Source organism: Microbacterium sp. LWH12-1.2, from assembly GCF_040675825.1.
Taxonomy (GTDB): Bacteria; Actinomycetota; Actinomycetes; order Actinomycetales; family Microbacteriaceae; genus Microbacterium.
Genome location: NZ_JBEGIJ010000001.1, coordinates 2,864,676 through 2,891,352, shown reverse-complemented (window position 1 = coordinate 2,891,352; position 26,677 = coordinate 2,864,676). Strand labels below are relative to the sequence as shown.

Below are 26,677 nucleotides of genomic sequence, written 5' to 3'. Positions count from 1 at the left end.
TGTCGCCAGGTTTCGATGCCGCTGATTCACGGCGGGGGCACTCGCCTACGCTGGTACCAAAACCGAACTCTATTCAGGAGTAGCCGTGCCCCTTGCCACCACCCTTCGCCGCGCCGCGGCCGCAGCCGTCGCCGTCTTCGCCGCTGCCTCTCTCGCCGCCTGCGCCGGTGCGCCGGCAGACTCGTCCGCCGGCACTGATGACGGCTCGCTGCAGACCGTCACCGCCGGCAAGCTCACGATCGCGACGGGTGAGCCCAACTACGAACCGTGGTTCGTCGACGACGACCCGTCCAACGGTGAAGGATTCGAAGGCGCCGTGGCGCTCGCCGTCGCCGAGCAGCTCGGCTTCGACGCCGACGATATCGTCTGGGTGCGCACCGGCTTCGACGCAGCGATCGCACCGGGCCCCAAGGACTGGGACATCAACATCCAGCAGTTCTCGGTGACCGACGAGCGCAAGAAGGCCGTCGACTTCTCCTCGCCGTACTACACGACCACTCAGGCCGTCGTCGCGCTGAACGACTCGCCTGCCGCATCCTCGACCTCGATCGCCGACCTCAAGAAGGCCACGGTCGGTGTCGCATCCGGCACCACCAGCTACACCGTCGCCAAGGAGCAGCTCGGCGAGGCGAACCTCAGCGTCTTCAACACTGTCGATGACGTCGTGCTCGCCCTCAAGGGCGGCCAGATCGATGCCATGATCACCGACCTGCCCGGCGCGTTCTACGTCACCGGCGCTCTGGTCGACAACGCCACCGTGACCGGCCAGTTCGCGAGCACCGACGGCGGCGACCAGTTCGCGTTCGTGCTGCCGAAGGGCTCGGCGCTCACGGCAGCGGTCACCGATGCGGTCGACGCCCTGCGCGAGGCCGGCACGCTCGACGAGCTGCAGCAGGAATGGCTCAGCGACGCGGTCGACGTTCCCGTCCTGAAGTGACCAGCACCTCCGCCGACACGGCGTGGCAGCCGAGCGACCTCGAGCTGTCACGCCGTGCTCTGCGGCGTCGGGCGACGACCCGTTCGGTCCTGATCGCCCTCGTCAGCAGCGTCGTGCTCGTCGCGGTGCTCGCTGTCATCATCGTCAACACCCCGGGCTGGGCCGTCGTCCGTCAAACGTTCTTCGACCCCGAGATCGCGGTGAAGAGCATCGGACCGATCTTCCAGGGGCTGCTGACGAACCTCCTGGTGCTGGTCATCGCCGCGGTCGGCGTCGCCATCCTCGGCACGCTCCTCGCCACGACGAGATCGCTGCGGGGCCCGGTGTTCTTCCCGCTGCGTGCGCTCGCCGCGGCGTACACCGACTTCTTCCGCGGCATCCCGCTTCTGATCGTGCTCTACCTGATCGGCTTCGGCATCCCGGCCCTGATGATCTTCCCGCGGATGCCCCCGGCGTTCTGGGGAACGATCGCGATCATCCTCACCTATTCGGCGTACGTCGCCGAGGTGCTGCGCGCCGGGATGGAGGCCGTGCACCCCTCGCAGCGCGTCGCCGCCCGATCGCTGGGACTCAGCCACGCGCAGACGTTGCGGATCGTCGTCATCCCGCAGGGCGTCCGCAAGGTGGTCCCTGCGCTCATGAACGACTTCGTGTCCATGCAGAAGGACGTCGGCCTGATCTCGGTGCTCGGCGTCATCGATGCGGTGCGCGCGGCGCAGCTGCAGGTCGCCGACACATACAACTACACGCCGTACATCGTCGCCGGTCTGTTCTTCATCGCCCTCAGCTGGCCGATGATCCGGCTCACGGACGCTCTCACGGCGCGACTGAACAAGCGCGAGCAGGCCGGAGGCGTCGTATGACCGTTCCCGAGGGTCAAACTCCTCCCGTCATCGAGACCCGGGGCGTGCGCAAGCGCTTCGGCGACCACGAGGTGCTCCGTGGCGTCGACCTCGCGGTCGGTGCACACGAGGTGGTCGTGCTCATCGGCGCATCGGGGTCGGGCAAATCCACTCTGCTGAAGACGATGAACCTCATCGAGCGCGTCGACGACGGTCAGATCTTCCTCACGGACGAGGACATCACCGACCCCCGGGTGGATGCCGACGCCGTGCGTGCCCGCATCGGCGTGGTCTTCCAGCACTTCAACCTGTTCCCGCACCTCAGCGTGCTCGACAACGTCACGCTGGCGGCGCGCAAGGTGCACCGGATGCCGACGGCAGAGGCGCACGCCCGCGGCCGCGAACTTCTCGAGGCCCTCGGGCTCGGCGCCAAGGCCGATGAGTACCCCGACCGGCTCTCCGGCGGCCAGCAGCAGCGCGTGGCCATCGTGCGGGCCATCCTCACGAACCCCGCCGTTCTGCTTCTCGACGAGATCACGAGCGCGCTCGATCCGCAGCTGGTCGGCGAGGTTCTCGATCTGGTGCGCGAGCTCAAGCGCCGCGGCACCACGATCGTGATGGCGACGCACGAGATGTCGTTCGCGCGGGAGGTCGCCGACCGCGTCGTCTTCCTCAAGGAGGGTGTGCTGATCGAGCAGGGTCCACCCGAGCAGATCTTCGACGCGCCGCAGCATCCGGACACCGCCGAGTTCCTCGCGCACGTGCGGCGCTGACGCACGAAGAGCAGATGTCAGAGGCCGCCGCTAGCGTGGTCACGTGACTGACGTGCGCCTCGAGGGAATCACCGTTCTGGCCGACGACGTGGCGGCGCTGACGGCGTTCTTCCGTGACGCACTCGGGCTGCAACCGGCCGTCGTCGAGAACGACTATGCGGCGTTCGAGGGGGAGGGCGTGCGGTTCGCCGTGTTCTCCCGCCCCGGCATGGGGCCGAACACGCACGATCACCCCGACTACCGGATGCCGAGATCGGGCCAAGCGTTCGAGCTGAACTTCGAGTGCGCCGATGCTCCGGCAGTCGATCAGCAGCTCGCGAAGATCACGAGGCTCGGTGGCCTCGTGGTCGCGGCACCGGTGCAGACGACCTGGGGGCACTACTCCGCGTTCTTCGCGGACCCCGAGGGGAACATCCACTCGCTGTTCGCGGTGCTTCGCGACTGACTGCCGCGACGGCGACCGCCGATTCCGGCCTCAGGACTCGGACGGTTTCAACGGCAGGCGCGGACCGTGGTTCCACGCGAGGATCGCTGGTTGTTCACGGTCGAAGCCCAGCACCGAGACGGAGCCGGCATCCAGGGTGATCTGCGCGCCGAAACGAGGAGCCTCACGCAGGAATACCGCCGCGAGGATGCGCAGGTAGTGCCCGTGTGCGATCAACGCGACGTCGCCGTCGGCCATCGCCGGCAGCACGCGGGTGAGGACCCGCGAGGCGCGCGCGGCGACCTCTTCGACCGTCTCGCCCGGGGTCTCGCCCCTGATCACGCCGTGGGCGAAGGCGGTCCAGTTGTAGCCGAGTTCCGCGCGGATCTCCTTGGTCGTGCGCCCTTCGTACCCGCCGTAGTCCCACTCGATCAGCAGCGGGTCGATCTGGGCATCCAGCCCGGCCAGCTCGGCCGTTCGTCGTGCTCGCTGCAGCGGTGAGCTCAGGACGAGCTGGAAGTCGTAATCCCGCACGAGCTCGCCGGCCGCTCTGGCCAGGTCCTCCCCGCGCGGGGTGAGCGGGATGTCGGTGCGCCCGGTGTGCTTGCCGGTTCTGGACCATTCCGTCTCGCCGTGCCGGAGCAGCACGAGCTTGCCCTGCGGATTGTCGGGGGCCGGGTGATCAGGCAGTTGGTCGGATTCATCCACACCGCCACCGTACTCCGCCGGTTCGGCTCCTGGCTCAGCGCCGTACGCGAATGCACGCCCGTGCAATTTGTCACGGAAAGGGATGACACGAGGTCACTTCTGCAGCGCGCTCGCTCTTGATGGCATGGATGCATGACCAGGTCATCTCCCCTCGCAATCGGATCCGCCGTCGTGGCAGCGGGTGTCGCCGTCGCCGTCGGCCTCTTCGCCACTCCACCCTCTCCGAGCCTTCAGCCGCATACGAGCGGTGACGCCGCCCTCGCTCGGACGGTCGAACAGGACGCCCGTTCGGCTGGCGCGCTCGATCGCGTGAGCGTCGCTTTCATCGATCTGGACTCCGACGACGAGACGGTGACCGCCGGCTTCGGAGCCGACGACGACACCGAATACGAGATCGGCTCCGTCACGAAGACCTTCACCGGCAACCTGTTCGCGATCGCGATCGACCGCGGTGAGGTGACACCGACGGAGACCCTGGCCGCGGTCTTCCCCGAGTTGGACGGAACCCCGGCCGGCGGGGTCACGTTGGAGAGTCTGTCGAATCATCACTCGGGGATGCCGGGTCTGGATGAGGCCTCCACCCCGCAGGTTCTCCTCGACACCGTCACCAATCGCAATCCGTATCGCGGCACCGTAGATGAGCTGCTCGAACAGGCGGGGCGTCAGCAACTCGTCGCCCCCGGACACTTCCTCTACTCGAACCTGGGGATGTCGCTGCTCGGGCAGGCCCTGGCTCAGCGCGCAGGTCTCTCGTACCCCGAACTCGTGCAGGAGAGGATCTTCGATCCGCTGCAGATGACGCACAGCAGAATCGTCCTCGACGGGGCCGACCAGCCGGATCTCACCACCGGATACTCGGCCACGGGGATCCCGCAGGAGGCGTGGTCGATCGGACCGTTCGCGCCGGCCGGCGGCATCCGCTCGACGATCGGCGACATGGCCAGCTACGTGCAGGCGCTTCTCGACGGCACCGCCCCAGGGGCATCCGCGATGGACCGCCACCTCGACGGCGAAGACGGGGCGGAAGGGTACGCCTGGCTCATCCTCGACCAGGACGACGGCTCGACACTGACGCTTCACAACGGGCAGACCGGGGGCTTCGCCTCGTTCCTCGTCCTCGATCGCGAAAGCGGCAAAGGAGCGGTGGTGCTGTCCAACTCGGCGGCTCAGCTTCCGGATGTCGTCCTGAACCTCGTCAAGAAAGGCATCACCGAATGAGCCTGTCGCCCTCCTCCCTGCTCGCTTTCGTCCTCGTCATCTTCTCGGCGCTCTACGCGCTCAGGGCCTGGAAACGGAAGCGATTCGGCATCGCGGATCGGATCGGCGCCATCGCGGAGTCGACCGGACTGCTCGCTCTGTTCACGGTGCTGCATTTCGCGACGGGGTGGGCCGGGGTTCCGGTGGTGCTGTGGGTGGTGTCCGTCGTGCTCGCAGCCGGCGGAGTCGCGGGTCTCGTACTCCGCGTCCCGACTCTCCCGTGGCTGCACGAGCGCCGCCGGCTGGGACTGCGCATCGTCAGGCTCGCGATCGCGGGACTCTTCTGCGTCGTCGTGTTCGTGCTGGGAGCGATCTCGGCCTGGGGGTAGGGGAGCGCCCTCAGAGCACGATGTCGGAGGGCTCACGGAGAGTGAGCCAGCTGCCCGGGCGCGCGGATCGTCCGGGCAGCACGTCGGCATCCGGCAACGCACCCAGGTCGATATCGATGATGCCGGCGAGGTCGGCCACCGGCACCTGGAATGTGCGGAACGCCCCCAGTGGTGGTGCGGCCAGAAGTCCTTCGGGGGTGTCGACGAGTTCGGACTGGTCCAGCAGGAAACCGGCGGCGGCGAGGCCGGTGGGACCCTGCCAGGCCGCGACCTTCCAGAAGCGGAGCGGGATGCGGATGCCGCGGTAGGCCGGATCTTCGGCGCCGAGAACCGGGGCGGTGAACACCGACAGACGCTGATCCGTCGTCTCGGCGTAGCCGAGCACGTGATCCTCGAGGCCCAGCCAGAGTTCTTTGGACTGGTTGAAGCCGGCCGCCTGGGGAGCGGCGTTCGGGTAGAAGAACGTCGCCTCCGTGGCGTCGCGTGCCTCGTCGGTGTCTCCCCAACCGGGATCGCGTCGGCGCACCAGGTGGCCGCGGTCGAGGTCGTTGCGGGCGTAGACCTCGGGGCCGGTCTGCTCGCCTGCATCGGCGCGCGGGTCAAGGCGCCACTCGCCGGTGCGGGGGAGTTCGCGCAGTCGCGCGCCGTCGATGTTCACCGCGGTGACGGCCGCGAGTCTGCGTGCAGGGTCGAGCAGCACGGAGAACCGCGGGTAGGGGAGCAACCGCGTCGGGCGCTCGAGACTCGGCAGGGGCAGCGGGGTGGCGAGGAACTGTGCGTCGTAGCCATCGGTCATGTCATCCATCGTGGCCGATGCCACCGACGTCGATGCTCGTCGCGGCCGGATCGCGTCGAGGCGCGTCAGCCCTGCGGTCGGTGACTCGTTCTGCACACAGCTGATGTCGCCCGAGTTCTCCACAGATCTTGATGATGAAGCGGATCGGCGGTGCGGTTCGATCGCCGCTTCGAGAAGATCGGCACATGGACACCGGCTCCGCACTCGACGCCTCCGAACGCACTATCCACCTGCCTCCAGTCGACCCGGAGGAACGGGACAAGGTGTGGGAGCACCTGATGGTGGTTCGGGACGGTCTGCCGGAGGTGACGATCGTGATGTCCTCCAATGAGGCGTGGCGTGCTCTGGACGATCTGGAGAGCAATGGCGGCTCCGGGGCGCTGACGCACGCCGAAACTCTCGGGCTGATCGTGCCTGTCGTCGAGTCGCTGTTCGACGACGACGTTCGCGAGCTCGGGCTGGAATTCCACGCCCAACTGATCCTCATGTGCGCCTTCCCCAGCATCCCCGAATCGCTTGCGCTGCAGGTCGCGTTCGGTCGCAAGATCGGTGAGGAGCAGTTTCGAAAGATCGCTCGTTTCGCGGTTCGCGCGCACAATCGCGGAATCACAGTCGACGAGTACGTCGAAGACCTCAGGGTCGCGGATGCTATCCCGCACGATCGCCCGGTTCGGCTCTTCCGAGGCGAGTCTCGCCGGGTTCCGTCGTGTGTCCGGATGCAGCGCGCCATCGCGCTGCTCCGCCGCACTTCGGCGCTCGCACCGGAACCGTTCCGTCCTCCTCTCCTCTGCGTCATCGCCTGGCTGCAATGGGCGCAGGGGCGCCGCGCCGTCGCGATCGCCTACCTCGAGGAAGCCCTGCGCATCGAACCCGCAAGTATCTTGGCCTACGGCTTGAACGTGACATTCGCGGCGCGGCTACCGGAATGGATGGGATTGTATCGTGATGCGATACGCGATACGGTGGAATTGTGATCGTCAGCTTCAGGCATAAGGGTCTGGAGGCGCTCTACCAGGACGACTCGAAGCGGGGCATCCAACCCGACCACGCGGCCAAGTTGCTCCGAATCCTGGCTGCTCTGGACGTTGCGCAGACCTCCACGGACCTTGCGATTCCGTCCTTTCGTACTCATGAGCTCAAGGGCGAACTCGCGGGGCACTGGTCGATCTGGGTGAACGGAAACTGGCGCGTGACGTTTCGTTTCATCGGGCTGGATGTCGAACTCGTCGACTATCGGGATTATCACTGAGGGAGTGGGACATGATGAAGAATCCGCCGCATCCCGGCTCGATCATCCGCGAGGACGTTCTCGCCGAACTGGGTCTCAGCGTCGCCGAAGCGGCATCGCGACTTGGGGTCGCCCGTGTCACGCTCAGCCGAGTGATCCACGGTCACGCCGGGATCAGTCCGAATCTCGCCGTGCGCCTGGAGCGATCCGGCGTGGGGACTGCGCGGGCATGGCTCGCGATGCAGACCAACTACGATCTCGCGCGCGAATTGGCCGGAAGAGCGCACGAGGTGCGTCCTCTGGTCGTCGCCTGATCGGGATAATGAACGTCAGTCCCGCTCGCCCTGGGCGTGCCGCGGGCTCGGATCGGGCGGGGTGATGTTCACCGGCGGAGCGGATGCCGCGTGCGCCCGCCACCAGACCACGAAGCCGATCGCGGTGAAGATGCCGTAGAACACGTACATGAACCCGGTGGCGTAGTAGCCGGCGCCGAAGAGCAGCGGCACCCCCACCACATCGACCGCGATCCAGATCAGCCAGAACTCCGTCCAGCCCTTGGCCATGCCGTAGGTGGCCAGCAGGGATCCGACGAAGGTCCAGGCATCCGCCCATACCGGCTCCCAGGAGCCGAGTGCTCGGAACAGCGGCGTGAGGGCGACGGTGCCGACGATCATCCCGAGGACGAGACCGATCCGCGCGCCCGTCGGTGCCCAGCGCGGAGTCAAGCGACCGCCCCCGGCCGCGGCCTGTCGCCACCGCATCCATCCATAGATCGCGACCGCGATGAACATCACCTGACGTCCGGCCTGCCCGAGCAGATGCGGAAGCGAGTGGTCAGGGCTGAGGACCGAACCGAGGAACACGGTGAGCAGCAGCAGGTTTCCGATGATTCCGACCGGCCAGGCCCAGATCTTGCGACGCATGCCCCCGAGCGCACTCGCGAGGCCGAAGGCGTTGCCGACCACCTCTCGCACGAGGAGGACCTGTCCGCCGGGGAGGGTCCAGTACGAGTTGAAGCTGTCGACCAGCCAGTGCAGCGCGTTCATCGTTTCCTGCATCCGCGCTTTCGGGAGCGCATCGCCGACGTTAGCAGGAGCCGGGCGGCGTCAGCCGCCGATGTAGCTCATCTCGATGCGCTGGCGCGCTTCGCGCAGTTCCGGCGTGAGGCTCGCGCGCACCTCGGAGTAGCGATCGTCTCTGGCGCCCCAGATCGAGGCCATCGCCGTCGCCAATTCCTCGTCATCGGCACCGCCGCGCAGCAGTGCCCGCAGATCGTGGCCTTCGGTGGCGAACAGGCAGGTGAACAGCTTGCCCTCCGTCGAGATCCTTGCCCGATTGCACGTGCCGCAGAACGTGTTCGTCACCGACGAGATCACGCCGATCTCTCCGGAGCCGTCGGTGTACCGCCATCGCTGCGCCGTCTCACCCGGCACCGCCGCACCGACCGGTTCGAGGGGGAAGAGCGCACCGATGCGCTCGACGATCTCGGCCGAGGGCACGACCTCGTCGAGCGACCAGCCGTTGGAGGTGCCGACGTCCATGTATTCGATGAACCGCAGCACGTACGGGGTTCCCTTGAACCGCGCCGCCATCCCCTCGATCTCACCGTCGTTCAGCCCGCGCTTGACGACCATGTTCAGCTTGATCGGCCCGAGCCCGGCGGCGTGCGCGGCATCGATGCCGTCGAGTACCCGGGCGACCGGGAAGCGCACATCGTTCATCCGCTGGAACAGTTCGTCGTCGAGCGAGTCGATCGAGACGGTCAGCCGGTCGAGTCCGGCATCCTTCAGCGCCTGCGCTTTGAGAGTCAGCGCCGAGCCGTTCGTGGTCAGAGCGATCTCGAGTCGCTCGCCTTCGGGGGTGCGCAGAGCGGCGAGCCGTGCGATGAGGTCTTCGATGCCGCGGCGCAGCAGCGGTTCGCCGCCGGTCAGCCGCAGTTTGCGCACGCCGTGGGCGGCGGCGACCCGCGCGATCCTCTCGATCTCCTCGAAGCTGAGCAACTCCTCCCGATCGAGGAACGCATAGTCCCGACCGAACACCGATCGAGGCATGCAGTAGACGCAGCGGAAGTTGCAGCGGTCGGTCACCGAGATGCGCAGGTCGCGCAGCGAGCGGTCGAATCGGTCGGTCAGGCCGCCGGTCGAGGGCAGGCGCATGACCCCTGTGGCCCGCGAATGCGCAGCGGGATCTGGAGTGATCGACATCGCGTCCCCTTTGAGTGGCTACGGTAGCACCGCTCAGGACGAGCGGCGCATCGAGACGTCGTGGTCGGAAATGGAGAACCGGAGGTGCGCGCCCGGTCGCGCCCCTGCGGTGAGGGCGGTGGACGACGGGCAATCGACGGCGATATCCGGATGCTCCGCCGTGAAAAGCCGCACCCCGCCGGGGACCGGCTCCATCAGCGCGACCGTGCCGGTCCAGGTATTGGCAGCCGTGTCGGCGAGAGTCTCGGGGGACTGGATTCGCACCGAGCCGGGGGCGAACACCGCGGTTCCGGCATCCCCTGAGTGCAGCCGGTCGCCCTGCCCTGCCCAGCGCAAGCCGGAACCCGTCTGCAGGATGCCGTCGGCATCGGCCGAGCCTGCCACGAGATTCACGCCGGCCACGGCCGCCACGAAGGGCGAGTTCGGGTGCCCCAGCACTTCAGCGGTCGTGCCCTGCTGCACCACGCGTCCGTCCTGCAGCACCGCGGTCTGCGCAGCGAGCACGACCGCATCCAGGGGGTCGTGGGTGACCAGGACGATCGGGATGCCGGCCCGGTCACGCAGTTCTGAGACGAGTCGTCTGGCCTGGCCCGCCGTCTGCGCGTCGAGGGCGGCGAACGGCTCGTCCAGCAGCAGCGCGTCGGGCGCAGCCGCCAGGGCGCGAGCCAGAGCGACGCGTTGCTGCTGCCCGCCGGACAGTTGCGCCGGGCGCCGCTGCGCCAGTTCGTCGAGTCCCACATCGGCGAGCTGTGCGTGCGCGACATCGCGGGCCTCGGTGCGCGGCATCCCCTGTGAGCGTGGCCCGAATGCGACGTTCTCCAGTGCGGTCAGGTGCGGAAACAGCATCGGGCGCTGCCCGAGCAGACCGATCCGGCGGCGCTCCGGCGGCACTGAGCGATCCAGCGTCCGCCCGCCGAGGGTGATCCGGCCTTCGACGGCACTGTGGTGACCGGCGATCGCGCCGAGGAGCGTCGACTTGCCCGAGCCGTTCGGTCCGATCACGGCGAGCACCTCGCCCGCGTTCGCCGTGATCGCGGCCTCCAGCAGGAACACTCCGACGCGGGCACGGATGTCGACATCGAGCGTCATCGGATCGCATCCGCTCGCCAGCCGCGCATGAGCACGAGCACGCTGATGGCCACGATGATGAGCATGAGCGACAGGGCGATCGCGGTGTCCTCGCGCACGCCGGCGCCGTTGAACGCGGTGTAGATCGCGAGCGGCATCGTGCGGGTGACACCGGGCGCGTTTCCCGCGAACAGGGCCGTCGCGCCGAACTCGCCGAGTGCGCGGGCGAAGCAGAGCACAGAGCCGGCGACCAGCCCTGGTGCGACGAGTGGCAGCGTCACCCGGCGGAACACGGTGAACCGGCCGGCCCCGAGCGTCGAGGCGACCAGCTCGTGCCCGGTGCCGGCGGTGCGCAATGCACCCTCGACCGAGATGACCAGGAACGGCAGCGCCACGAACACCTGGGCGATCACGACGGCGGCGGTGGTGAACGGGATCTGCACGCCTGCTGCCGTCAGGGCGCCGCCCAGGATGCCGCCGCGGCCGAGCAGCGAGAGCAGCGCGATGCCCCCGACGAGCGGAGGAAGGACGAGCGGGAGAGTCGCCAGGGTGCGCAGGATCGACGCCAGCCAGGCGGGGCTGCGAGCGATCACGACCGCCAGCGGGATGCCGAGGACGGCGCAGATCAGCGTGGCGATCGTCGCCGTCGACATCGACAGCCCGAGTGCCTGCAGAGCCTCGGGCGAGGCGATCGTCGCGGGCACGCCTGCCCAATCCAGGCGAAGGAGCAAGGCGATGAACGGCAGCACGAGCAGCAGCGTCGCCAGCGTCGCGGGAATCACGATCCAGAACGGCGGACGCGGTGCCCTGGTGCTGCGTGGCGACGACGCGAGCAGGGTCATGGCGCTCCGAAACCGTACTCGGCGAGCACGCGCTGGCCGGACTCGGACAGCACGAACGCGACGAACGCCGTTGCCGCGGTCGGATTCGCGGCGCCCCGCAGTGCGGACAGCGGGTACACGTTGGTGGCGCGCTCGGCGCCGGCGATGTCGACTCCGGTCACATCACCGGCGGCCGCCGCGACATCGGTGCGGTAGACCAGGCCCGCGTCGGCCTCGCCCGACTTCACCTTGCTGAGCACAGCGGTGACGTTCTGCTCCTCACTGGCCGGCGTGAGCTCGATGCCGGCGTCGTGGAGGAGCGCTTGCGCGGCCGTGCCGCACGGCACCTCGGGGGCGCACAGCACCACCGCGAGCCCGTCGCTCGCGAGGGCGGCGAGCGAGTCGATGCCCTCGGGGTTGCCCGGTGCCACCGCGATCTGCAGGACGTTGCTCGCGAACGACTCCGGTTCGACGACGAGCCCTGCATCGACCACCTTCGTCATGTTCTTCTCGTCCGCCGCGGCGAAGACGTCGGCCGCCGCCCCCTCGATCAGCTGGACGGCCAGCACCGAGGAGCCGTCGTAGCTGATCGGGCGGACATCGACCCCCGGATGCTGCTCCTCGAAGTCCGCTGCCAACTGATCGAACGCTCCGGAGAGGGAAGCGGCCGCGAAGATCGTGAGTTCGCCGCTCAGCCCCGCTCCGCCCTGGTGGTCCGGTGAGCTCGCGGCATCCGTCTCACCCGAAGGGCCGGATGCCGAGCATCCGACGATCCCGAGACAGCCGACCAGGGTGACGGCGGCGACCAGGCGCCGAAGGGACAGGGCAGTCACTGCGCAGCATCCCGTTCCGTCTCGAGGATGACCATGGTCGCCTTGACCACGGCGACGGCCTTCGATCCGACGTGGAGATTCATCTCGCGCGCGGCTTCCGATGACATCAGCGTGATCACGCGGTGCGGACCGCATTGCAGCTCGACCTGGGCCATCAGGCCGTCGATCTCGACGTGCGTGACCAGCCCGGTGAAGCGGTTCCGCGCACTGCGGCGGACGTCGCCGACATCGGAGGCCGCTGTCGCCAGCGCTTGAGCGCGCGCGGCGAGTTCGGCACCGTCGACGACCTGGCGTCCGGAAGAGTCGTGCCCCAGTGCGAGCACGCCGTCGGCGACCCACCGGCGCACGGTGTCGTCGCTCACGCCGAGGAGGGAGGCAGCCTCACTAATCCGGAAATGCGTCATGAAACGTACACTAGTGGCGCATTTGCGGAAGCGCAATCAACAATACCGTATGGTGGAATAGGAATTCCAAAAAAACTGGACGGACAGCCGTTTCGCTGTTACTGTCGGAGAGTCCCGCCGGAGCCCTCTCGAGGGTCGCGGTCAGGCACGAAATCACAGTCAGCGGATCGACGAGGATCACGCACGAAACCCGTGAGTCCTCGAGCATCCGATCGAACGCAAGGAAGCTCTTCACCATGGACTCCACCGGCATCACCACGTCCATCGTCACGACGCACGCAGACGTTCAGCCGTCACCGGCCGAGTACCTGGCTCGCGCCGTCGACCTCGCCACCGAGAACGTCCGCAATGAAGGCGGTCCCTTCGGAGCCATCGTCGTCTCGGCCGACGGCCGCGTGTTCGAGGGCGTGAATCGCGTCACCGCGAATCTCGACCCCTCAGCACACGCCGAGGTCACCGCGATTCGTAACGCCTGCCAGGGCCTCGGCACCTTCGACCTCAGCGGCGCGGTGCTCTACACCAGCTGCGAGCCGTGCCCGATGTGTCTCGCGACCTCGCTGTGGGCGCGGATCGAGAAGGTCTACTTCGCCGCGAACCGCGACGACGCCGCAGACGCCGGCTTCGACGACGCGGTCTTCTATCGCTACTTCGAAGGCGGCGACGAAGACCGGGCGATCATGCCCGTCGTGCAGGAGCCCCTTCCGCCGGCGCAGCGCGTCGCCGCCTTCACCGAGTGGAGCCAGACGGCCACTCGCATCGACTACTGATCTCCCCGACTTCCTCAGCCTCACCCCACCCGAGCAGGAGAGTACTTTCATGTCTCAGACCGCCGAAGTCCGCAAAGGCGCGGACGCCCCGGATGAACAGCCGCCTGTGAGCGCGCTCGACCGCTTCTTCGAGATCACCAAACGCGGATCGAGCATCCCGCAGGAGATCCGCGGCGGGCTCGTCACCTTCTTCGCGATGGCCTACATCGTCATCCTCAACCCGATCATCCTCAGCAGCGGCGAGGACGTCACCGGCACCGCGCTCGACTTCGCACAGGTCGGCGCCGTCACCGGACTCACCGCCGGTGTGATGACGGTGCTGATGGGACTGTTCGCCAGGGTTCCGTTCGCGCTCGCCGCAGGCCTCGGCATCAACTCCTTCCTCGCCGTCTCGGTGGTCGGCGATGTCAGCTGGCCGGAGGCCATGGGCCTGGTGATGATCAACGGCGTGCTCATCGTGCTGCTCGGTGCCACCGGCATCCGGACCGCGATCTTCCACGCCGTCCCACAGGCCCTGAAGGCGGCGATCACCGTCGGCATCGGCCTGTTCATCGCCTTCATCGGATTCGTCGACGCCGGATTCGTCAATCGGACGCCCGCCGGTCCTCCGGTGCAGCTGGGCGACAACGGTTCGCTGACGTCGATCCCGACCCTCATCTTCGTCGGGACGCTGGTGCTGATGGGCATCCTCATCGCCCGCAAGGTGCCCGGTGCGATCCTCATCGGCATCGTCGCCGGCACGATCGGGTCGATCATCGTCGAAGCGACGATGAAGCTCGGACCACTGTTCGGCGCCGACGGCGAGAACCCCGGTGGCTGGCACATGTCCGTGCCGGGGCTACCGACCCAGTGGCTGAGCATCCCCGACTTCTCCCTGATCGGACAGTTCGACCTGTTCGGATCCTTCGGCCGGATCGGTGTCCTGTCGGCGGTCATGCTCGTCTTCACGCTGCTGTTCACGAACTTCTTCGACGCCATGGGCGCGATGACGGGTCTCGCCAGAGAGGCCGGTATCGCCCGCAAGGACTCGACCTTCCCCCGCCTGCGCAGCGCTTTCGTGGTGGAGGGCGCCGGTGCGGTGATGGGGGGCGGCACGTCGAGCTCGTCGGCCACCGTCTTCATCGACAGCGCGGCGGGTATCGCCGAGGGGGCTCGCACCGGCCTCGCCGCCCTGATCACCGGCGGGCTCTTCCTGCTGTCGATGTTCTTCACTCCGCTGACGGCGATCGTGCCGATCGAGGTGGGCGCCGCGGCGCTGGTCATCGTCGGCGCGCTGATGATGTCGCAGATCCGCGAGATCAAGTTCGACAAGTTCGCCGTCGCGATGCCGGCGTTCCTCACGATCGTGACGATGCCGCTGACCTACTCGATCGCGAACGGCATCGGCGCCGGTTTCATCGCCTGGGCCGTCGTCAACACACTCGCCGGTCGGGCCCGCAAGGTGCACTGGCTGCTGTGGATCGTCGCCATCGGCTTCGCCGTGTACTTCGTGCGCGGGCCGATCGAGACTTTACTCGCCGGCTGAGCCGCACACCACGAGATGAGGCTGCCCCGAACGGGGGCAGCCTCATCTGCGTGTGCGGGTGGAACGCGCGACGCGGATCACGATCACTTCGTCGGCTCAGAACTCCGGATGCCGGTCGGATCCGGCCGTTTCGGCCGACGGAACGCACGTCGCGCCGACAAAGTGATCGGGCGCGGGGAGTGATCGGGCGCGCGGCAGGCCGGGGCGGGCGGCGGATGCCGCGGGGTCAGTCGCGCGAGACATCGACGGGTGCTGCCTCGTCGATGAGTTGCAGCATCCGGGCGGCGACACTGACGGCGATGGCCGCCGGCTGTTTGCCCGGCACCTCGGGGATGCCGATGGGAGTGGTCACCCGCGCGAGATCGCTCTCGGTCTGGCCGAGCTCGAGCAGCTTCTTCCGGAAGCGCGACCATTTCGACGACGATCCGATGAGACCGATCGACGCGATGCCGTCGGTGCGCAGCGACTGATCGACGACGGCGAGGTCTTCGACGTGGTCATGCGTCATCACGAGCACGTGTGCGCCAGGCGGGAGTCCGGTCAGGGCGGCTTCCGGCACCGGCGCGTGTGTGATGTGCACCCGCGCGACACTGTCCGCGAAGACGCCGGAGGCACCGGGTACGCCGACCCGATCGGGCGCGAGCATCTCGCGTCGTGAGTCGATCAGGTGCAGGTCCAGCTCGTGTCTGGCGAGGATGCGGGAGAGCTCGAGCCCGACATGGCCGACACCGAAGATCGCGATCGTCGGCGTTACGCGCATCGGCTCGAGCAACATGGTGACCTCTCCTCCGCAGCACTGCACACCGTACTCGGTGACGGCCTTGTCGCTGAGCGTGAGCGCCAGGAGCTCGGGCTCGGCGGCTCCTGCCGCGAGCATCTCCCTGGCCTTCTCGATCGCCGTCGCTTCGAGGTTGCCCCCGCCGACGGTTCCGAAGACACCGTCGGGGGAGACCACCATCTTCGCGCCGCCATTGCGGGGCGCGTGGCCGCGCACGACGGCCAGGGTCACGATGACGGCTGGCACGCGCTGTGAGCGCAGGTCCTGCAGAGCGTCGAGCCAGTCCATCGATGACTCCGCTCAGCGAGCGGCCGCGAGCTCGCGCTCGGTGTGATCGGATGCCGGGTCGGCCGCCTGCTGCGCCGCGCGGACCGCCCAGAAGACGGCCTCCGGGGTGGCGGGCGAACCGAGCTCGACCGTGCGTCCGGCCGGGCCGAAGGCGGCGACCGCTTCACGGAGCGCCTCACGCGCGCTGAAAGCGAGCATGAACGGCGGTTCGCCGACGGCTTTGGACCCGTACACGGCGCCGTCCTCGCGGGCGTTCTCGAACAGGCGCACGTGGAACTGCTCCGGCATCTCCGAGAAGCTGGGCAGTTTGTACGTCGACGCGGACTGGGTCTGCAGCCGACCGCGGTTCGGGCCGTCGCCGGTGTCCCAGCGCAGTTCCTCGAGCGTGAGCCAGCCGGCGCCCTGCACGTATGCGCCCTCGATCTGGCCGATGTCGAGCATCGGAGAGAGCGAGTCGCCGACATCGTGGACGATGTCGACCCGGCGCAGCGTGTAACCGCCCGTGAATCCGTCGACTTCGACTTCGGTCGCCGCAGCCCCGTAGGCGAAGTACTTGAAGGGCGAACCCTGCATGATCTCTGGATTCCAGTGCAGGCCCTCGGTGCGGTAGTACCCCGCAGCGAAGAGCTGCACGCGCTGCAGGTAGGCGGCGTTGGCGACCTCGCCGAAGGTCAGGCGCTGGTCGCGGTTGCCGAGGCCGGTCACGTAACCGCCCTCGAACTGCACGTCGCGTTCGTTGACGTTGAGCATGCGCCCGGCGACGCTCGCCATCCGCTCGCGGATCTGCTCGCACGCGTTCTTCACCGCACCGCCGTTGAGGTCGGCGCCCGACGACGCCGCGGTCGCCGAGGTGTTGGGAACCTTGTCGGTGCGGGTGGGAGCCAGCCGCACCTGGTGCAGCTCCAGCCCGAGCGCGGTCGCCGCCACCTGCATCATCTTCGTGTGCAGGCCCTGGCCCATCTCGGTGCCGCCGTGATTGATGAGAACCGAACCGTCCTTGTACACGTGCACGAGGGCGCCGGCCTGGTTGAAGGCGGCGAAGTTGAAGGAGATGCCGAACTTCACCGGAGTCATCGCCAGCGCCCGCTTCACGTGCGGGCTGGTGGCGTTGAAGGCTTCGATCTCGGCGCGACGGGCATCGATGTCGGCCTCGCCGTGCAGCTGGTCCCAGATCGTCACCATCCGGTCGGCGTCCTTGACGAGCTGGCCGTAGGGGGTGGACTGACCCGGTCGATAGAAGTTCTTGCGGCGCAGTTCGAGCGGGTCGATGCCGAGCGCGGGGGCGACTCGGCCCAGGATGTCTTCGATGAGGAACACGCCCTGCGGGCCGCCGAAGCCACGGAACGCGGTGTTCGAGGCCTTGTTGGTCCTCACGATCCGCCCGTGCGCGTGCACGTTCGGGATCCAGTAGGCGTTGTCGAGGTGGCAGAGCGCGCGCCCGAGCACCGGCTCCGAGAGATCGAGGCTCCACCCGCCGTCGCACGTGAGCACGGCATCCAGCGCCTGCAGGTGGCCGTCGGCGTCGAAGCCGACCTTCCACTCGATGAGGAACGGATGCCGCTTGCCGGTCATCGTGATGTCCTGTGTGCGGTTCAACCGCAGACGCACCGGGCGACCGGTGAGTTTGGCCCCCAGCGCCGCGATGGCGGCGAAACCGTGAGGCTGCATCTCCTTGCCGCCGAAAGCGCCGCCCATGCGCAGGGACTGCACGGTGACCTCGCTGGCGGAGATTCCGAGCACGTGGGCGACGATGTCCTGCGTCTCGGAGGGATGCTGCGTCGAGCACTGCACGAAGTACTGACCCTCGGAGTCGCGCAGCGCGAGTGAGGCGTTCGTCTCGAGGTAGAAGTGCTCCTGGCCGCCGAATTCGGTGCTGCCCTCGAAGACGTGCGCCGCGGAGGTCAGCGCCGATGCCGCATCCCCGCGCTGCACCGTTCGGGCGATGCCCTGGAACGAACCGGCCGCGATGGCCTCCTGCACGGTGATCAGTGACGGCAGCGGCTCGTAGTCGACCGTGACGCGTTCGGCGCCGAGACGGGCGGCCTCCTGCGTCTCGCCGAGCACCCACACCAGCGCGTGCCCGTAGAACATCGCCTCGCTGGGGAAGAGAGGCTCATCGTGCTTGATGCCGGCGTCGTTGACCCCCGGCACATCGTCGGCGGTGAGAACCCGGACGACACCGGGAACCTCGTAGGCCCCGGAGACGTCGATGGTGACTTTCGCGTGCGCGCTGGTGGACTGCACCGGCCACGCGGTGAGCACCCCCGCGGTCTGGGCGGCGAGGTCATCGGTGTACATGGCCGCCCCGGTGACGTGGAGCACCGCGCTCTCATGCGGTGCACGGGTTCCGACGACGGGGTGGGCCGGACGATCGGCGAGAGCGCTCATGCCGACACCTCCTTCGATTCGATGACCGTCGTGCTGTACAGCTTCAGCAGTGCGGTGTTGAGCATGAGCGAGCGGTAGTCCGCGCTCGCACGGTGGTCCGACATCGGGGTGCCTTCACTGCCGAGGACTTCGGATGCCGCCCGCACGGTCGCGATGTTCCACGGCCGTCCGATCAGGACGTCCTCGGTGGCACGGGCGCGCAGGGGCGTGGCGGCGACGCCGCCCAGGCCGATCCTGGCCGCGGTGACGATCCCGTCTTCGATGTCGAGAGCGAAGGCGATGGCGACGCTGGAGATGTCGTCGAAGCGCCGCTTGGCGATCTTCTGGAAGGCCGTGACCTGCGCCAATGGCCGCGGGATGCGGATCGCGCGGATCAGTTCGTCGGCACGCCTGACGGTCTGGCGGTACCCGGTGAAGTACTCGGCGAGGTCGACCTCGCGCTCGACGACCCCGGAGCCGTCTTCGGCGGCGGATGCCAGCACGAGGCGCGCCCCGAGGGCGAGGAGCGCCGGCGGCGTATCGCCGATCGGCGAGCCGGTGCCCAGGTTTCCGCCGAGCGTTCCCCGGTTGCGGATCAGGCGGGAGGCGAACTGGGGGAACAACTGGGCCAGCAGCGGCACCGTGCCGTCCAGGCGCTTCTCGATCTCGGACAGCGAAAGGGCTGCGCCGATCTCGATGTCGCCTTCTGCGCCAGAGGCGACGTCGTCGGTGACGCGCAGGGTGCGCAGCTCCTCGAGCTGTTCGATCGCGATGACGAGCGGGGCGCGACGGCCGCGGATGTTCACCTCGACACCCCAGTCGGTGGAACCGGCGACCAGGAGCGCATCCGGCTCATCGCGCAGCAACCGCAGCGCTTCGTCGAGGGAGGCCGGGCGGATGAAGCGTGCCCCCTCGACCTCGGCATCCGTCGGGATGGCGCGGGGTGCGGGTTGTGTCAGCCGCTGCTGCAGTGGATCGCTCTGCTCGGGGGACCCCAGGGTGTACGCGGCATCGCGAATGGGGCGGTAGCCGGTGCAGCGGCACAGGTTGCCGCTGAGGGCGTGCAGGTCGAAGCCGTTCGGTCCGTGCTCGGCGTCGTGCTCGGGGCATCCGTCGGCGTGCTCATCGGCAGCCTGGGGCGCGCGGTCGCTGCGGTAGAACTCGCCCGCCATGCTGCACGCGAAACCGGGCGTGCAGTAGCCGCACTGAGATCCTCCCGCCTCGGCCAGCTTCTCCTGGACCGGATGCATGGCCTCGGTCGATCCCAGTCCCTCAGCGGTGACGATCTCCTGACCGTTGAGGGCGTAGACGGGCACGAGGCACGCGTTCACCGGTGTCCAGGCCGTGCCGCCATCCGGCGTCGGCGTGGCCAGCAGCATCGCACACGCACCGCATTCGCCTTCGGCGCAGCCCTCTTTGCTTCCGGTCAGTCCGGTGTCGCGCAGCCAGTCGAGCGCGGTCGCATGAGCTGCGGTGCCGGCGAGTGGGCGGCGCTTGCCATTGACGTTGACGGCGATGTCATTCATGGAGATCTCCTCAGATCCGGCGGTGGTGCGGGGAGCGGTGCCGGTTCCGACTCGAGTGATGCGAGTCTATGCTCCGGGCCGTCCCTTTTCCATCGAGAGTCCGTTTTGCCTTATTCCATGATTCGGAAATGCAATTTTGAACTATGGAAAGGGTATGCCGGTCTGAGGATGTGGTCAAGTGGCGAGGGAGGAGATCTCCGCGACGATCTCACGCAGCACCGGGACGGAGCGCTCGGCGAAGCCTTCGTCGACGCGCGCGACCGGGCCGGATACCGAGACCGCAGTGAGCACCGGCATGTCGGGCACGGACATCGCGTAGCAGCGCACGCCGATCTCCTGCTCGCCGTCGTCGATCGCATATCCCCGCTCCCGCGTCAGCGCGAGATCGGCCAGGAGCGCGTCGATGGAGTCGAGAGAGCGCTCAGTGGCGCGGGGCATTCCGGTACGGGCGATGATCTCGCGCACGGCATTGTCGTCGAGCTGGGCGAGGATCGCCTTGCCGACGCCGGTCGAGTGCAGGAACGAGCGCCGCCCGACCTCCGTGAACATTCGCATCGCATGCGGTGACGGAGCCTGTGACACGTAGATCACCCGGTCGCCGTCGATGGTGGCGAGGTTCGCCGTTTCGCCGAGGCGCTCGACGAGGTCTTTCAGCTGAGGCATGGCGATCTGCCCGAACTTGCGGTTCGCCACCTCGCCCAGGCGCACCAGCTTCGGGCCGAGTGCGTAGCGACGGTTCGCGAGCTGGCGTGCGTATCCGAGCGAGACGAGTGTGCGGAGCAGTCGATGGATCGTCGGCAGCGGCAGGTTCGCTGAGGTCGACAGCTCGCTCAGGGTGACGTCACCGCCGGCATCGGCGATGAGCTCAAGCAAGTCGAAGACTCGGGCGACGGACTTGACGCCGTCGGTTGCGCCTGCAGGCATTCGCGAACCTCTTGTCTGCGGCAAAGTATCCGCATCGTGGAAATGATCTGTCGAACAGGCTATCCCATCGGCACGGGGCGGGGCAGGATGGCCAGGAGTGCCTGATCAGCCACTCGCCGCTCTTGAAATTCCGTATAGTGGAGGTTAATATCCACATAACGAACAACGGACCCGGAGCTCGCGCCGACGAAGGAGGAGCGGTCGCATGACCATCCAGATCACCCGTGAATGCCGCATCGACGGCGCAGAAGACATTCTCACCGCCGATGCGCTCGCCTTCGTCGAAGAGCTGCATCGCCGGTTCGATGCGCGTCGGCTCGAGCTGCTCGACGCACGTCGCGAGCGCCGAGCAGAGGTCGCCCGCACTGGACGCCTCGACTTTCTGCCGGAGACCGCGCACATCCGCGAATCCGAGTGGCAGGTGGCTCCTGCGCCCGAAGCCCTGCGGGACCGGCGGGTCGAGATCACCGGACCCGCGGCGCCGCCGAAGATGGCGATCAACGCGCTCAACTCGCAGGCACGGATCTGGCTGGCAGACCTCGAGGATGCCGCGAGCCCCACCTGGGAGAACGTCGTCGCCGGAGTGAAGAACCTCCGTGACGCCGCACGCGGGACGCTCGCGTACACGTCACCGGCCGGCAAGGCGTACGCGCTGCGCACCGACGTGCATCGCCCCACCGTGGTCGCCCGGCCTCGCGGCTGGCACCTGCCCGAGCGGCATGTGCTCGTCGACGGTGAGCCGACGGCGGGAGCGCTCGTCGACTTCGGACTGCACTTCTTCCACACCGCACGCCAGCTGATCGCCAACGGGCACGGGCCCTACTACTACCTGCCGAAGATGGAGAGCCACCTCGAGGCGCGGCTCTGGAACGACATCTTCGTGCACGCGCAGAACGCGCTCGGCATCCCGCAGGGCACGGTCCGAGCCACCGTGCTGATCGAGACGATTCCGGCGGCATTCGAGATGGACGAGATCCTCTACGAGCTCCGCGACCATGCCTCGGGTCTCAACGCGGGCCGCTGGGACTATCTGTTCAGTCTCATCAAGGTGTTCCGCGATCAGGGCGAGGCCTTCACGCTGCCCGACCGTGCCGACGTCGCGATGACCGCCCCCTTCATGCGCGCCTACACGGAGCTCCTCGTCAAGACCTGTCATCGACGAGGCGCGTTCGCGATGGGCGGGATGGCTGCCTTCGTGCCCAACCGCAACGACCTCGACGCGACCAGGGCGGCGTTCGAGAAGGTGCGGGCCGACAAGACCCGTGAGGCGAACGACGGTTTCGACGGATCATGGGTCGCGCATCCCGATCTCGTGCCGGTGTGCCGTGAGGTCTTCGATGCGGTCCTCGGCGAGCGGCCCAATCAGCTCGATCGCCAGCGGCCGGAGGTGTCGGTCACCGCGGATCAGCTGCTGGATGTGGCTTCCGCTTCGGGGAGTGCGACCGAGGTCGGCCTGCGAACCAATCTCGCTGTGGCGGTCACCTACACAGCCGTGTGGCTCTCCGGAAACGGCGCCGTCGCGATCAACAACCTGATGGAGGATGCGGCCACTGCCGAGATCTCTCGCTCGCAGGTCTGGCAGCAGCTCCGCAACGGTACCCGTCTCGCCGATACGGGCGAGCAGGTGACCCCGGCACTCGTCGAGAGGCTCCTCACCGAAGAGGTCGCGAAGCTCCGCGCGCAGGTTCCGGATGCCGACTTCGCCGCGTTCTATCAGCCGGCAGCCCGCCTCATCTCGACGATCTGCCTCGACGACGACTACGTCGACTTCCTCACCCTGCCTGCATACGAGCTGCTCATCCACTCCGTGAACGCCGGGGAACCCGCGTGAGCACCGCACTCGGCGATGCGGACATGCTGCGGATCGAGAATCGCCTCGCGGCGACCGACGAACTGCTCGAGAGCGCCTACCCCGGTGACAGCGGCGCGCGCCAACCGGTGCACACCGTCTACGTGCCGGCCGACCGATTCACCCCCGCGCTCGCCGCGGAGTGGGGAGCACAGGCGCTCGCCGCGGTCGAGAGCGCCGGGGGCATGGCGCGGCTCGCTGAACTCATCGGCATCTCGCCGTCGCTCATCGATAGCATCGCGGACCGAGTGGCGGCGAAACTCCGTGCAGAACCCATCGAAGACCTCCGATTGGATTTCGAGGACGGCTACGGCGACCGCGGCCCTGTCGAGGATGCGGATGCCGTGCAGGCAGCCGCACTGGTGTCGGCTGCCGTCACGGCCGGAACGGCGCCGCCGTTCATCGGCATCCGCTTCAAGTGCTTCGAGAAGCCGACACGAGCGCGGGCATTGCGCACCCTCGACCTCTTCGTCGGTGGGCTGATCGACGCCGGGGGCCTGCCGGAAGGACTCGTGCTCACGCTGCCCAAGGTGACCACGGTGGCGCAGGTCGAGGCGATGGCCGACGTCGCGGAGACGCTCGAAAAGGCGCACGGTCTGGCGCCCGGTCGCATCCGCTTCGAAGTGCAGGTGGAGACCCCGCAACTCGTGCTCGGACCCGACGGGCGCTCGCCGCTGGCGCAGCTGCCCCTGGCCGCTCCCGGGCGGATCTCGGGGCTGCACTACGGCACCTACGACTACAGCGCTTCGCTCGGCATCGCCGCGCAGTGCCAATCCATGGAGCATCCGGTCGCCGACCTCGCCAAGGAGATCATGCAGCTCGCCGTCGCCGGCACCGGGATCCGCGTCTCCGACGGATCCACCAACATCCTGCCGCTCGGTGAGCGCGCCGAGGAAGCATGGCAGCTGCACGCGCGGCTCGTCCGGCGATCGCTGGAGCGCGGCTTCTATCAGGGCTGGGATCTGCACCCGCATCAGCTGCCGACGCGCTACCTGGCCACCTACGCCTTCTACCGCGAGGGGTATCCCGAAGCCGCATCGCGGCTGCGCGTCTACCTCGAGCAGGCGACGGGAGCCGTGCTCGATGAACCGGCGACGGCTCGCGCGCTGGCGTGGTTCGTGCTGCGGGGTGCGCAGTGCGGCGCGATCGACGGTGATGAGATCTTCGCCGACATCGGCATCGACATCGACGGCCTCACCGCCCTCGCCCACCCCCGGCTCGTGCACGTCTGACGGCCGAACAACCCCACACCGAGGAGAAACATGGGCTACTACACGCCGGCCGGAGGACTACCGGGCCAGAGCGAACTGCTCACCGATCGCGCCATCGTCAAAGAGGCGTACACCGTCATTCCGAAAGGGGTGCTGCGCGATATCGTCACCAGCAACCTGCCGGGGTTCACGAAGACGCGCTCGTGGATCATCGCCCGGCCGATCGCGGGATTCGCGACGACGTTCTCACAGCTGATCGTCGAGATCCAACCGGGTGGCGGTGCTGCGCACCCCGAACCTGAGGCTGCGGTCGAAGGCGTGATCTTCGTCACCGCCGGGGAGCTGACGGTCACCATCGCGGGGGCGCCGCACGTGCTCGGCGAAGGCGGCTACGCGTATCTCGCGGCGGGCGAGAGCTGGTCGCTGTCCAACGACGGGTCGGTGCTGACCTCGTTCCACTGGGTGCGCAAGGCGTATGAGAAGGTGCAGGGCATCGACGCGCCGTCATCGTTCGTCACGCGTGACCAGGATGTCGAGCCCCGACCGATGCCGGACACCGGCGGTGCGTGGGCGACGACACGATTCGTCGACCCTGACGACCTCGCGCACGACATGCACGTGAACATCGTCACCTTCCAGCCGGGCGGGTCGATCCCGTTCGCGGAGACGCACGTGATGGAGCACGGACTCTTCGTGCTCGAAGGCAAGGCCGTGTACCGACTCAACGACGACTGGGTCGAGGTCGAGGCGGGGGACTTCATGTGGCTTCGCGCCTTCTGCCCGCAGGCCTGCTACGCCGGGGGCCCCGGCCCGTTCCGGTACCTGCTGTACAAGGACGTCAACCGCCAGGTGCTGCTGACCCCCGGCGGCACCCGGTAGCAGCGGGTCAGTCCCGAGAGCCCTCGAACGCCTCGCACTCCTCGGAGTGCGAGGCGTTCGTGCGTGTCCGACGGAGTCCGGATCGAGCCTGGATCGGATGGTTGACGCGATCCTGCCCTTCGCCTATAGTTTCATCTAGTAGAAATCTTCTTCCGTATCGTGGAACCGAAAACGTGAAAGCGAGTGAACGATGACGTACACGGTGAACTGCTCGATCCTCCTCACGGAGCTGCCCCTGCTCGAGCGTCCGGCGGCTGCGAAGGCGGCCGGATTCGACGCGGTCGAGTTCTGGTGGCCCTTCTCCACGTCGGTGCCCCTGGATGCCGAGGTCGACGCCTTCATCGCTGCGGTCCGCGACGCCGGAGTGCGGCTGACGGGCCTGAACTTCAACGCGGGCGACATGCCGGGCGGAGACCGCGGCCTGTTGTCCTGGCCGGCGCGCGGCGCCGAGTTCCGTGACAACCTCGCGGTCGTCGCGGGAATCGGTGACATGCTCGGCACCAAGGGCTTCAACGCCCTGTACGGCAACCGCATCTCCGGCATAGACCCCGCGGCGCAGGATGCCGTCGCGGTCGAGAACCTCGCCGCAGCGGCCGCGGCCGTCGCCCCGATCGGGGGCACCGTGCTGGTCGAGCCGGTCAGCGGCGCCGACCGCTACCCGCTGCGCACCGCGGCTCAGGTGCTCGACGTCATCGACCACGTGCGCACCTCGACCGGCGAACGCAACCTCGCCCTCCTCGCGGACTTCTACCACCTCGCCGTCAACGGCGACGATGTGGCGGCCGTGATCGAGGAGCACGCCCCGTCGTTCGGTCACATCCAGATCGCGGACAACCCGGGCCGGGGCGCTCCCGGCACCGGAACGCTCCCGATCGACGCCTGGATCGCCCGCAGTCAAGAACTCGGCTACTCCGGCTACATCGGGCTCGAGTACAAGGCACCCATCGAGACCGCCTTCACCTGGGCGACCGCGAGCATCAGCGGGACCCGCTGAACCACCCCGACTCTGCGGCAGCATCGTCTGCCGCATCCCGTACAGAAGGAAACATCATGAGCAGCATCGCAGTCATCGGCCTCGGAATCATGGGCCTGCCCATGGCCAAGAACCTCCTCGCCGCCGGCCACTCCGTCATCGGATTCAACCTCACTCAGGACCGCATCGACGCTCTCGTCGAGGCCGGAGGCCAGGGCGCGAGCGGTATCGCGGATGCCGTCGCCGACGCCGACATCATCATCACGATGGTCCCGGACTCGCCGGATGTCGCGGCCGCCGTCCGCGGTGAAGACGGCGTCTTCGCCAACGCCCGCCAGGGTGCGCTGTGGATCGATGCCTCCAGCATCCGTCCCGACGTGGCCAAGGAGCTCGCCGAAGAGGCGATCGCCGGCGGCCTGCGTGCCGTCGACGCCCCCGTCTCGGGCGGCGAACAGGGCGCGATCGACGTTGCACTGTCGATCATGGTCGGCGGTACCGACGAGGACTTCGCCGCCGCGCTCCCGATCCTGGAATCCGTCGGCAAGACCATCGTCCACGTCGGCCCCGCCGGCGCCGGACAGACGGTCAAGGCCGCCAATCAACTCATCGTCGCAGTGAACATCCAGGCGCTCGCCGAGGCGATCATCTTCCTCGAGGCGTACGGCGTCGACACGGACGCCGCGCTCAAGGTCCTCGGCGGCGGCCTCGCCGGCTCCAAGGTCCTCGACCAGAAGGGGCAGAAGATGCTCGATCGCGACTTCGCCCCCGGCTTCCGCCTCGCCCTGCACAACAAGGACATGGGCATCATCACCGCCGCCGCACGACAGGCCGGCATCACCATCCCGCTCGGCGCCCACGTGGCCCAGCTCGTCGGTTCGACCGTGCAGCAGGGCGACGGCGGCCTCGACCACTCCGGACTCTTTAAGCTGACCGCCGCATTCGCCGGCCGCAGCTGACGTCCAGAAA

The 26,677-nt window shown here is 67.9% G+C and carries 28 protein-coding genes; 16 read left to right on the top strand and 12 right to left on the bottom strand.

Annotated elements, in window-relative coordinates:
- Positions 1 to 85 precede the first annotated feature (85 nt).
- From MRBLWH12_RS13795 to MRBLWH12_RS13780, 4 genes are read left to right on the top strand one after another with little or no spacing between them, the layout of a single operon-like run.
- Positions 86 to 937: an ABC transporter substrate-binding protein gene (locus MRBLWH12_RS13795; protein ID WP_363549848.1), complete on the top strand. Its 852-nt coding sequence runs from the start codon at positions 86 to 88 to the stop codon at positions 935 to 937.
- Positions 934 to 1,800, top strand: a complete 867-nt coding sequence (locus MRBLWH12_RS13790) for an amino acid ABC transporter permease (protein ID WP_363549845.1) — start codon at positions 934 to 936, stop codon at positions 1,798 to 1,800. Before MRBLWH12_RS13795 ends, MRBLWH12_RS13790 begins: the two co-directional genes overlap by 4 nt.
- A complete protein-coding gene (locus MRBLWH12_RS13785; protein ID WP_363549843.1) occupies positions 1,797 to 2,552 on the top strand; it encodes an amino acid ABC transporter ATP-binding protein in 756 nt (251 codons plus the stop codon). Before MRBLWH12_RS13790 ends, MRBLWH12_RS13785 begins: the two co-directional genes overlap by 4 nt.
- A 43-nt stretch (positions 2,553 to 2,595) precedes the next feature.
- Positions 2,596 to 2,997, top strand: a complete 402-nt coding sequence (locus MRBLWH12_RS13780) for a VOC family protein (protein WP_363549840.1) — start codon at positions 2,596 to 2,598, stop codon at positions 2,995 to 2,997.
- 30 nt (positions 2,998 to 3,027) lie between these two features.
- On the opposite strand, the gene MRBLWH12_RS13775 is transcribed toward MRBLWH12_RS13780, so the two are convergent.
- A complete protein-coding gene (locus MRBLWH12_RS13775; RefSeq protein WP_363549837.1) occupies positions 3,028 to 3,684 on the bottom strand; it encodes a histidine phosphatase family protein in 657 nt (218 codons plus the stop codon).
- Between the two features lie 132 nt (positions 3,685 to 3,816).
- Here MRBLWH12_RS13775 and MRBLWH12_RS13770 point away from each other — a divergent pair, with 132 nt between their 5' ends.
- Both MRBLWH12_RS13770 and MRBLWH12_RS13765 read left to right on the top strand, forming a co-directional pair.
- The gene (locus tag MRBLWH12_RS13770; protein ID WP_363549834.1) at positions 3,817 to 4,902 is read left to right on the top strand and encodes a serine hydrolase domain-containing protein; all 1,086 of its coding nucleotides are present in this window, start codon (positions 3,817 to 3,819) and stop codon (positions 4,900 to 4,902) included.
- Positions 4,899 to 5,270, top strand: coding sequence for a hypothetical protein (locus tag MRBLWH12_RS13765; protein WP_363549832.1), 372 nt, complete (start codon positions 4,899 to 4,901; stop codon positions 5,268 to 5,270). Before MRBLWH12_RS13770 ends, MRBLWH12_RS13765 begins: the two co-directional genes overlap by 4 nt.
- A 10-nt stretch (positions 5,271 to 5,280) precedes the next feature.
- Here the strand turns inward: MRBLWH12_RS13765 and MRBLWH12_RS13760 are convergent, their stop codons facing one another.
- Complete coding sequence (locus MRBLWH12_RS13760; RefSeq protein ID WP_414684996.1) at positions 5,281 to 6,189, bottom strand: DNA/RNA non-specific endonuclease; 909 nt, start codon at positions 6,187 to 6,189, stop codon at positions 5,281 to 5,283.
- Between the two features lie 62 nt (positions 6,190 to 6,251).
- On the opposite strand from MRBLWH12_RS13760, the gene MRBLWH12_RS13755 reads away from it, so the two are divergent.
- Genes MRBLWH12_RS13755 through MRBLWH12_RS13745 form a run of 3 tightly spaced genes read left to right on the top strand, consistent with a single transcriptional unit; the run spans position 6,252 to position 7,608 of the window.
- Positions 6,252 to 7,040 (top strand): hypothetical protein, encoded by a 789-nt coding sequence (locus MRBLWH12_RS13755; RefSeq protein ID WP_363549829.1) that lies wholly within the window; start codon positions 6,252 to 6,254, stop codon positions 7,038 to 7,040.
- Positions 7,037 to 7,315, top strand: coding sequence for a type II toxin-antitoxin system RelE/ParE family toxin (locus MRBLWH12_RS13750; RefSeq protein ID WP_341976755.1), 279 nt, complete (start codon positions 7,037 to 7,039; stop codon positions 7,313 to 7,315). The genes MRBLWH12_RS13755 and MRBLWH12_RS13750 overlap by 4 nt, the downstream gene beginning before the upstream one ends.
- Positions 7,316 to 7,326: 11 nt before the next feature.
- Positions 7,327 to 7,608 (top strand): HigA family addiction module antitoxin, encoded by a 282-nt coding sequence (locus MRBLWH12_RS13745; protein ID WP_341976756.1) that lies wholly within the window; start codon positions 7,327 to 7,329, stop codon positions 7,606 to 7,608.
- 15 nt (positions 7,609 to 7,623) lie between these two features.
- Here the strand turns inward: MRBLWH12_RS13745 and pnuC are convergent, their stop codons facing one another.
- The 6 genes from pnuC to MRBLWH12_RS13715 form a co-directional block, all read right to left on the bottom strand.
- On the bottom strand, positions 7,624 to 8,340 hold the full coding sequence (gene pnuC / locus MRBLWH12_RS13740) for a nicotinamide riboside transporter PnuC (RefSeq protein ID WP_363549826.1): 717 nt from the start codon (positions 8,338 to 8,340) through the stop codon (positions 7,624 to 7,626).
- 60 nt (positions 8,341 to 8,400) lie between these two features.
- On the bottom strand, positions 8,401 to 9,450 hold the full coding sequence (gene moaA / locus MRBLWH12_RS13735) for a GTP 3',8-cyclase MoaA (protein ID WP_363551376.1): 1,050 nt from the start codon (positions 9,448 to 9,450) through the stop codon (positions 8,401 to 8,403).
- An 81-nt stretch (positions 9,451 to 9,531) separates the two neighbouring features.
- Complete coding sequence (locus MRBLWH12_RS13730) at positions 9,532 to 10,587, bottom strand: sulfate/molybdate ABC transporter ATP-binding protein (RefSeq protein ID WP_363549823.1); 1,056 nt, start codon at positions 10,585 to 10,587, stop codon at positions 9,532 to 9,534.
- Positions 10,584 to 11,408, bottom strand: a complete 825-nt coding sequence (locus tag MRBLWH12_RS13725) for an ABC transporter permease (protein ID WP_363549821.1) — start codon at positions 11,406 to 11,408, stop codon at positions 10,584 to 10,586. The genes MRBLWH12_RS13730 and MRBLWH12_RS13725 overlap by 4 nt, the downstream gene beginning before the upstream one ends.
- A complete protein-coding gene (modA, locus tag MRBLWH12_RS13720; protein ID WP_363549819.1) occupies positions 11,405 to 12,220 on the bottom strand; it encodes a molybdate ABC transporter substrate-binding protein in 816 nt (271 codons plus the stop codon). The genes MRBLWH12_RS13725 and modA overlap by 4 nt, the downstream gene beginning before the upstream one ends.
- Positions 12,217 to 12,624 (bottom strand): TOBE domain-containing protein, encoded by a 408-nt coding sequence (locus MRBLWH12_RS13715; RefSeq protein ID WP_341976762.1) that lies wholly within the window; start codon positions 12,622 to 12,624, stop codon positions 12,217 to 12,219. Before MRBLWH12_RS13715 ends, modA begins: the two co-directional genes overlap by 4 nt.
- A gap of 236 nt (positions 12,625 to 12,860) precedes the next feature.
- Here MRBLWH12_RS13715 and MRBLWH12_RS13710 point away from each other — a divergent pair, with 236 nt between their 5' ends.
- Both MRBLWH12_RS13710 and MRBLWH12_RS13705 read left to right on the top strand, forming a co-directional pair.
- Positions 12,861 to 13,391 (top strand): nucleoside deaminase, encoded by a 531-nt coding sequence (locus tag MRBLWH12_RS13710; RefSeq protein ID WP_363549816.1) that lies wholly within the window; start codon positions 12,861 to 12,863, stop codon positions 13,389 to 13,391.
- 49 nt (positions 13,392 to 13,440) lie between these two features.
- Entirely contained in the window at positions 13,441 to 14,916 is a 1,476-nt protein-coding gene (locus tag MRBLWH12_RS13705) for an NCS2 family permease (RefSeq protein WP_363549813.1), read from the top strand.
- 226 nt (positions 14,917 to 15,142) lie between these two features.
- On the opposite strand, the gene xdhC is transcribed toward MRBLWH12_RS13705, so the two are convergent.
- From xdhC to MRBLWH12_RS13685, 4 genes are all read right to left on the bottom strand, one after another.
- Positions 15,143 to 15,982, bottom strand: a complete 840-nt coding sequence (xdhC, locus tag MRBLWH12_RS13700) for a xanthine dehydrogenase accessory protein XdhC (RefSeq protein WP_363549811.1) — start codon at positions 15,980 to 15,982, stop codon at positions 15,143 to 15,145.
- Positions 15,983 to 15,994: 12 nt separating this feature from the next.
- Positions 15,995 to 18,370: a xanthine dehydrogenase molybdopterin binding subunit gene (gene xdhB, locus MRBLWH12_RS13695; protein ID WP_363549808.1), complete on the bottom strand. Its 2,376-nt coding sequence runs from the start codon at positions 18,368 to 18,370 to the stop codon at positions 15,995 to 15,997.
- Positions 18,367 to 19,875: a xanthine dehydrogenase small subunit gene (locus MRBLWH12_RS13690; protein WP_363549806.1), complete on the bottom strand. Its 1,509-nt coding sequence runs from the start codon at positions 19,873 to 19,875 to the stop codon at positions 18,367 to 18,369. The genes xdhB and MRBLWH12_RS13690 overlap by 4 nt, the downstream gene beginning before the upstream one ends.
- A 174-nt stretch (positions 19,876 to 20,049) precedes the next feature.
- Positions 20,050 to 20,799 carry an IclR family transcriptional regulator gene (locus MRBLWH12_RS13685; protein ID WP_341976768.1) on the bottom strand — a complete coding sequence of 250 codons (750 nt, stop codon included), beginning with the start codon at positions 20,797 to 20,799 and terminating at the stop codon, positions 20,050 to 20,052.
- Between the two features lie 205 nt (positions 20,800 to 21,004).
- On the opposite strand from MRBLWH12_RS13685, the gene aceB reads away from it, so the two are divergent.
- From aceB to MRBLWH12_RS13660, 5 genes are all read left to right on the top strand, one after another.
- Positions 21,005 to 22,630, top strand: a complete 1,626-nt coding sequence (gene aceB, locus MRBLWH12_RS13680; protein ID WP_363549804.1) for a malate synthase A — start codon at positions 21,005 to 21,007, stop codon at positions 22,628 to 22,630.
- Positions 22,631 to 22,653: 23 nt separating this feature from the next.
- The gene (locus MRBLWH12_RS13675; RefSeq protein WP_363551375.1) at positions 22,654 to 23,880 is read left to right on the top strand and encodes a DUF6986 family protein; all 1,227 of its coding nucleotides are present in this window, start codon (positions 22,654 to 22,656) and stop codon (positions 23,878 to 23,880) included.
- Between the two features lie 30 nt (positions 23,881 to 23,910).
- Complete coding sequence (locus MRBLWH12_RS13670; RefSeq protein WP_363549802.1) at positions 23,911 to 24,738, top strand: bifunctional allantoicase/(S)-ureidoglycine aminohydrolase; 828 nt, start codon at positions 23,911 to 23,913, stop codon at positions 24,736 to 24,738.
- 190 nt (positions 24,739 to 24,928) lie between these two features.
- Positions 24,929 to 25,732 carry a hydroxypyruvate isomerase family protein gene (locus tag MRBLWH12_RS13665; protein ID WP_363549801.1) on the top strand — a complete coding sequence of 268 codons (804 nt, stop codon included), beginning with the start codon at positions 24,929 to 24,931 and terminating at the stop codon, positions 25,730 to 25,732.
- A 56-nt stretch (positions 25,733 to 25,788) separates the two neighbouring features.
- Positions 25,789 to 26,667: a 2-hydroxy-3-oxopropionate reductase gene (locus tag MRBLWH12_RS13660; RefSeq protein ID WP_363549799.1), complete on the top strand. Its 879-nt coding sequence runs from the start codon at positions 25,789 to 25,791 to the stop codon at positions 26,665 to 26,667.
- Positions 26,668 to 26,677 lie beyond the last annotated feature (10 nt).

Bases quoted from the DNA above. Each gene is read 5' to 3' on its own strand.
- MRBLWH12_RS13745 (WP_341976756.1), top strand. From the start codon at position 7,327: ATGATGAAGAATCCGCCGCATCCCGGCTCGATCATCCGCGAGGACGTT.
- xdhC (WP_363549811.1), bottom strand. From the start codon at position 15,982: ATGGACTGGCTCGACGCTCTGCAGGACCTGCGCTCACAGCGCGTGCCA.
- MRBLWH12_RS13725 (WP_363549821.1), bottom strand. From the start codon at position 11,408: ATGACCCTGCTCGCGTCGTCGCCACGCAGCACCAGGGCACCGCGTCCG.
- MRBLWH12_RS13675 (WP_363551375.1), top strand. From the start codon at position 22,654: ATGCTGCGGATCGAGAATCGCCTCGCGGCGACCGACGAACTGCTCGAG.
- MRBLWH12_RS13765 (WP_363549832.1), top strand. From the start codon at position 4,899: ATGAGCCTGTCGCCCTCCTCCCTGCTCGCTTTCGTCCTCGTCATCTTC.
- MRBLWH12_RS13665 (WP_363549801.1), top strand. From the start codon at position 24,929: ATGACGTACACGGTGAACTGCTCGATCCTCCTCACGGAGCTGCCCCTG.
- MRBLWH12_RS13755 (WP_363549829.1), top strand. From the start codon at position 6,252: ATGGACACCGGCTCCGCACTCGACGCCTCCGAACGCACTATCCACCTG.
- MRBLWH12_RS13690 (WP_363549806.1), bottom strand. From the start codon at position 19,875: ATGAATGACATCGCCGTCAACGTCAATGGCAAGCGCCGCCCACTCGCC.
- MRBLWH12_RS13705 (WP_363549813.1), top strand. From the start codon at position 13,441: ATGTCTCAGACCGCCGAAGTCCGCAAAGGCGCGGACGCCCCGGATGAA.
- MRBLWH12_RS13670 (WP_363549802.1), top strand. From the start codon at position 23,911: ATGGGCTACTACACGCCGGCCGGAGGACTACCGGGCCAGAGCGAACTG.
- MRBLWH12_RS13710 (WP_363549816.1), top strand. From the start codon at position 12,861: ATGGACTCCACCGGCATCACCACGTCCATCGTCACGACGCACGCAGAC.
- MRBLWH12_RS13715 (WP_341976762.1), bottom strand. From the start codon at position 12,624: ATGACGCATTTCCGGATTAGTGAGGCTGCCTCCCTCCTCGGCGTGAGC.
- MRBLWH12_RS13685 (WP_341976768.1), bottom strand. From the start codon at position 20,799: ATGCCTGCAGGCGCAACCGACGGCGTCAAGTCCGTCGCCCGAGTCTTC.
- pnuC (WP_363549826.1), bottom strand. From the start codon at position 8,340: ATGAACGCGCTGCACTGGCTGGTCGACAGCTTCAACTCGTACTGGACC.
- MRBLWH12_RS13730 (WP_363549823.1), bottom strand. From the start codon at position 10,587: ATGACGCTCGATGTCGACATCCGTGCCCGCGTCGGAGTGTTCCTGCTG.
- MRBLWH12_RS13770 (WP_363549834.1), top strand. From the start codon at position 3,817: ATGACCAGGTCATCTCCCCTCGCAATCGGATCCGCCGTCGTGGCAGCG.
- aceB (WP_363549804.1), top strand. From the start codon at position 21,005: ATGACCATCCAGATCACCCGTGAATGCCGCATCGACGGCGCAGAAGAC.
- xdhB (WP_363549808.1), bottom strand. From the start codon at position 18,370: ATGAGCGCTCTCGCCGATCGTCCGGCCCACCCCGTCGTCGGAACCCGT.
- MRBLWH12_RS13785 (WP_363549843.1), top strand. From the start codon at position 1,797: ATGACCGTTCCCGAGGGTCAAACTCCTCCCGTCATCGAGACCCGGGGC.
- moaA (WP_363551376.1), bottom strand. From the start codon at position 9,450: ATGCGCCTGCCCTCGACCGGCGGCCTGACCGACCGATTCGACCGCTCG.
- MRBLWH12_RS13660 (WP_363549799.1), top strand. From the start codon at position 25,789: ATGAGCAGCATCGCAGTCATCGGCCTCGGAATCATGGGCCTGCCCATG.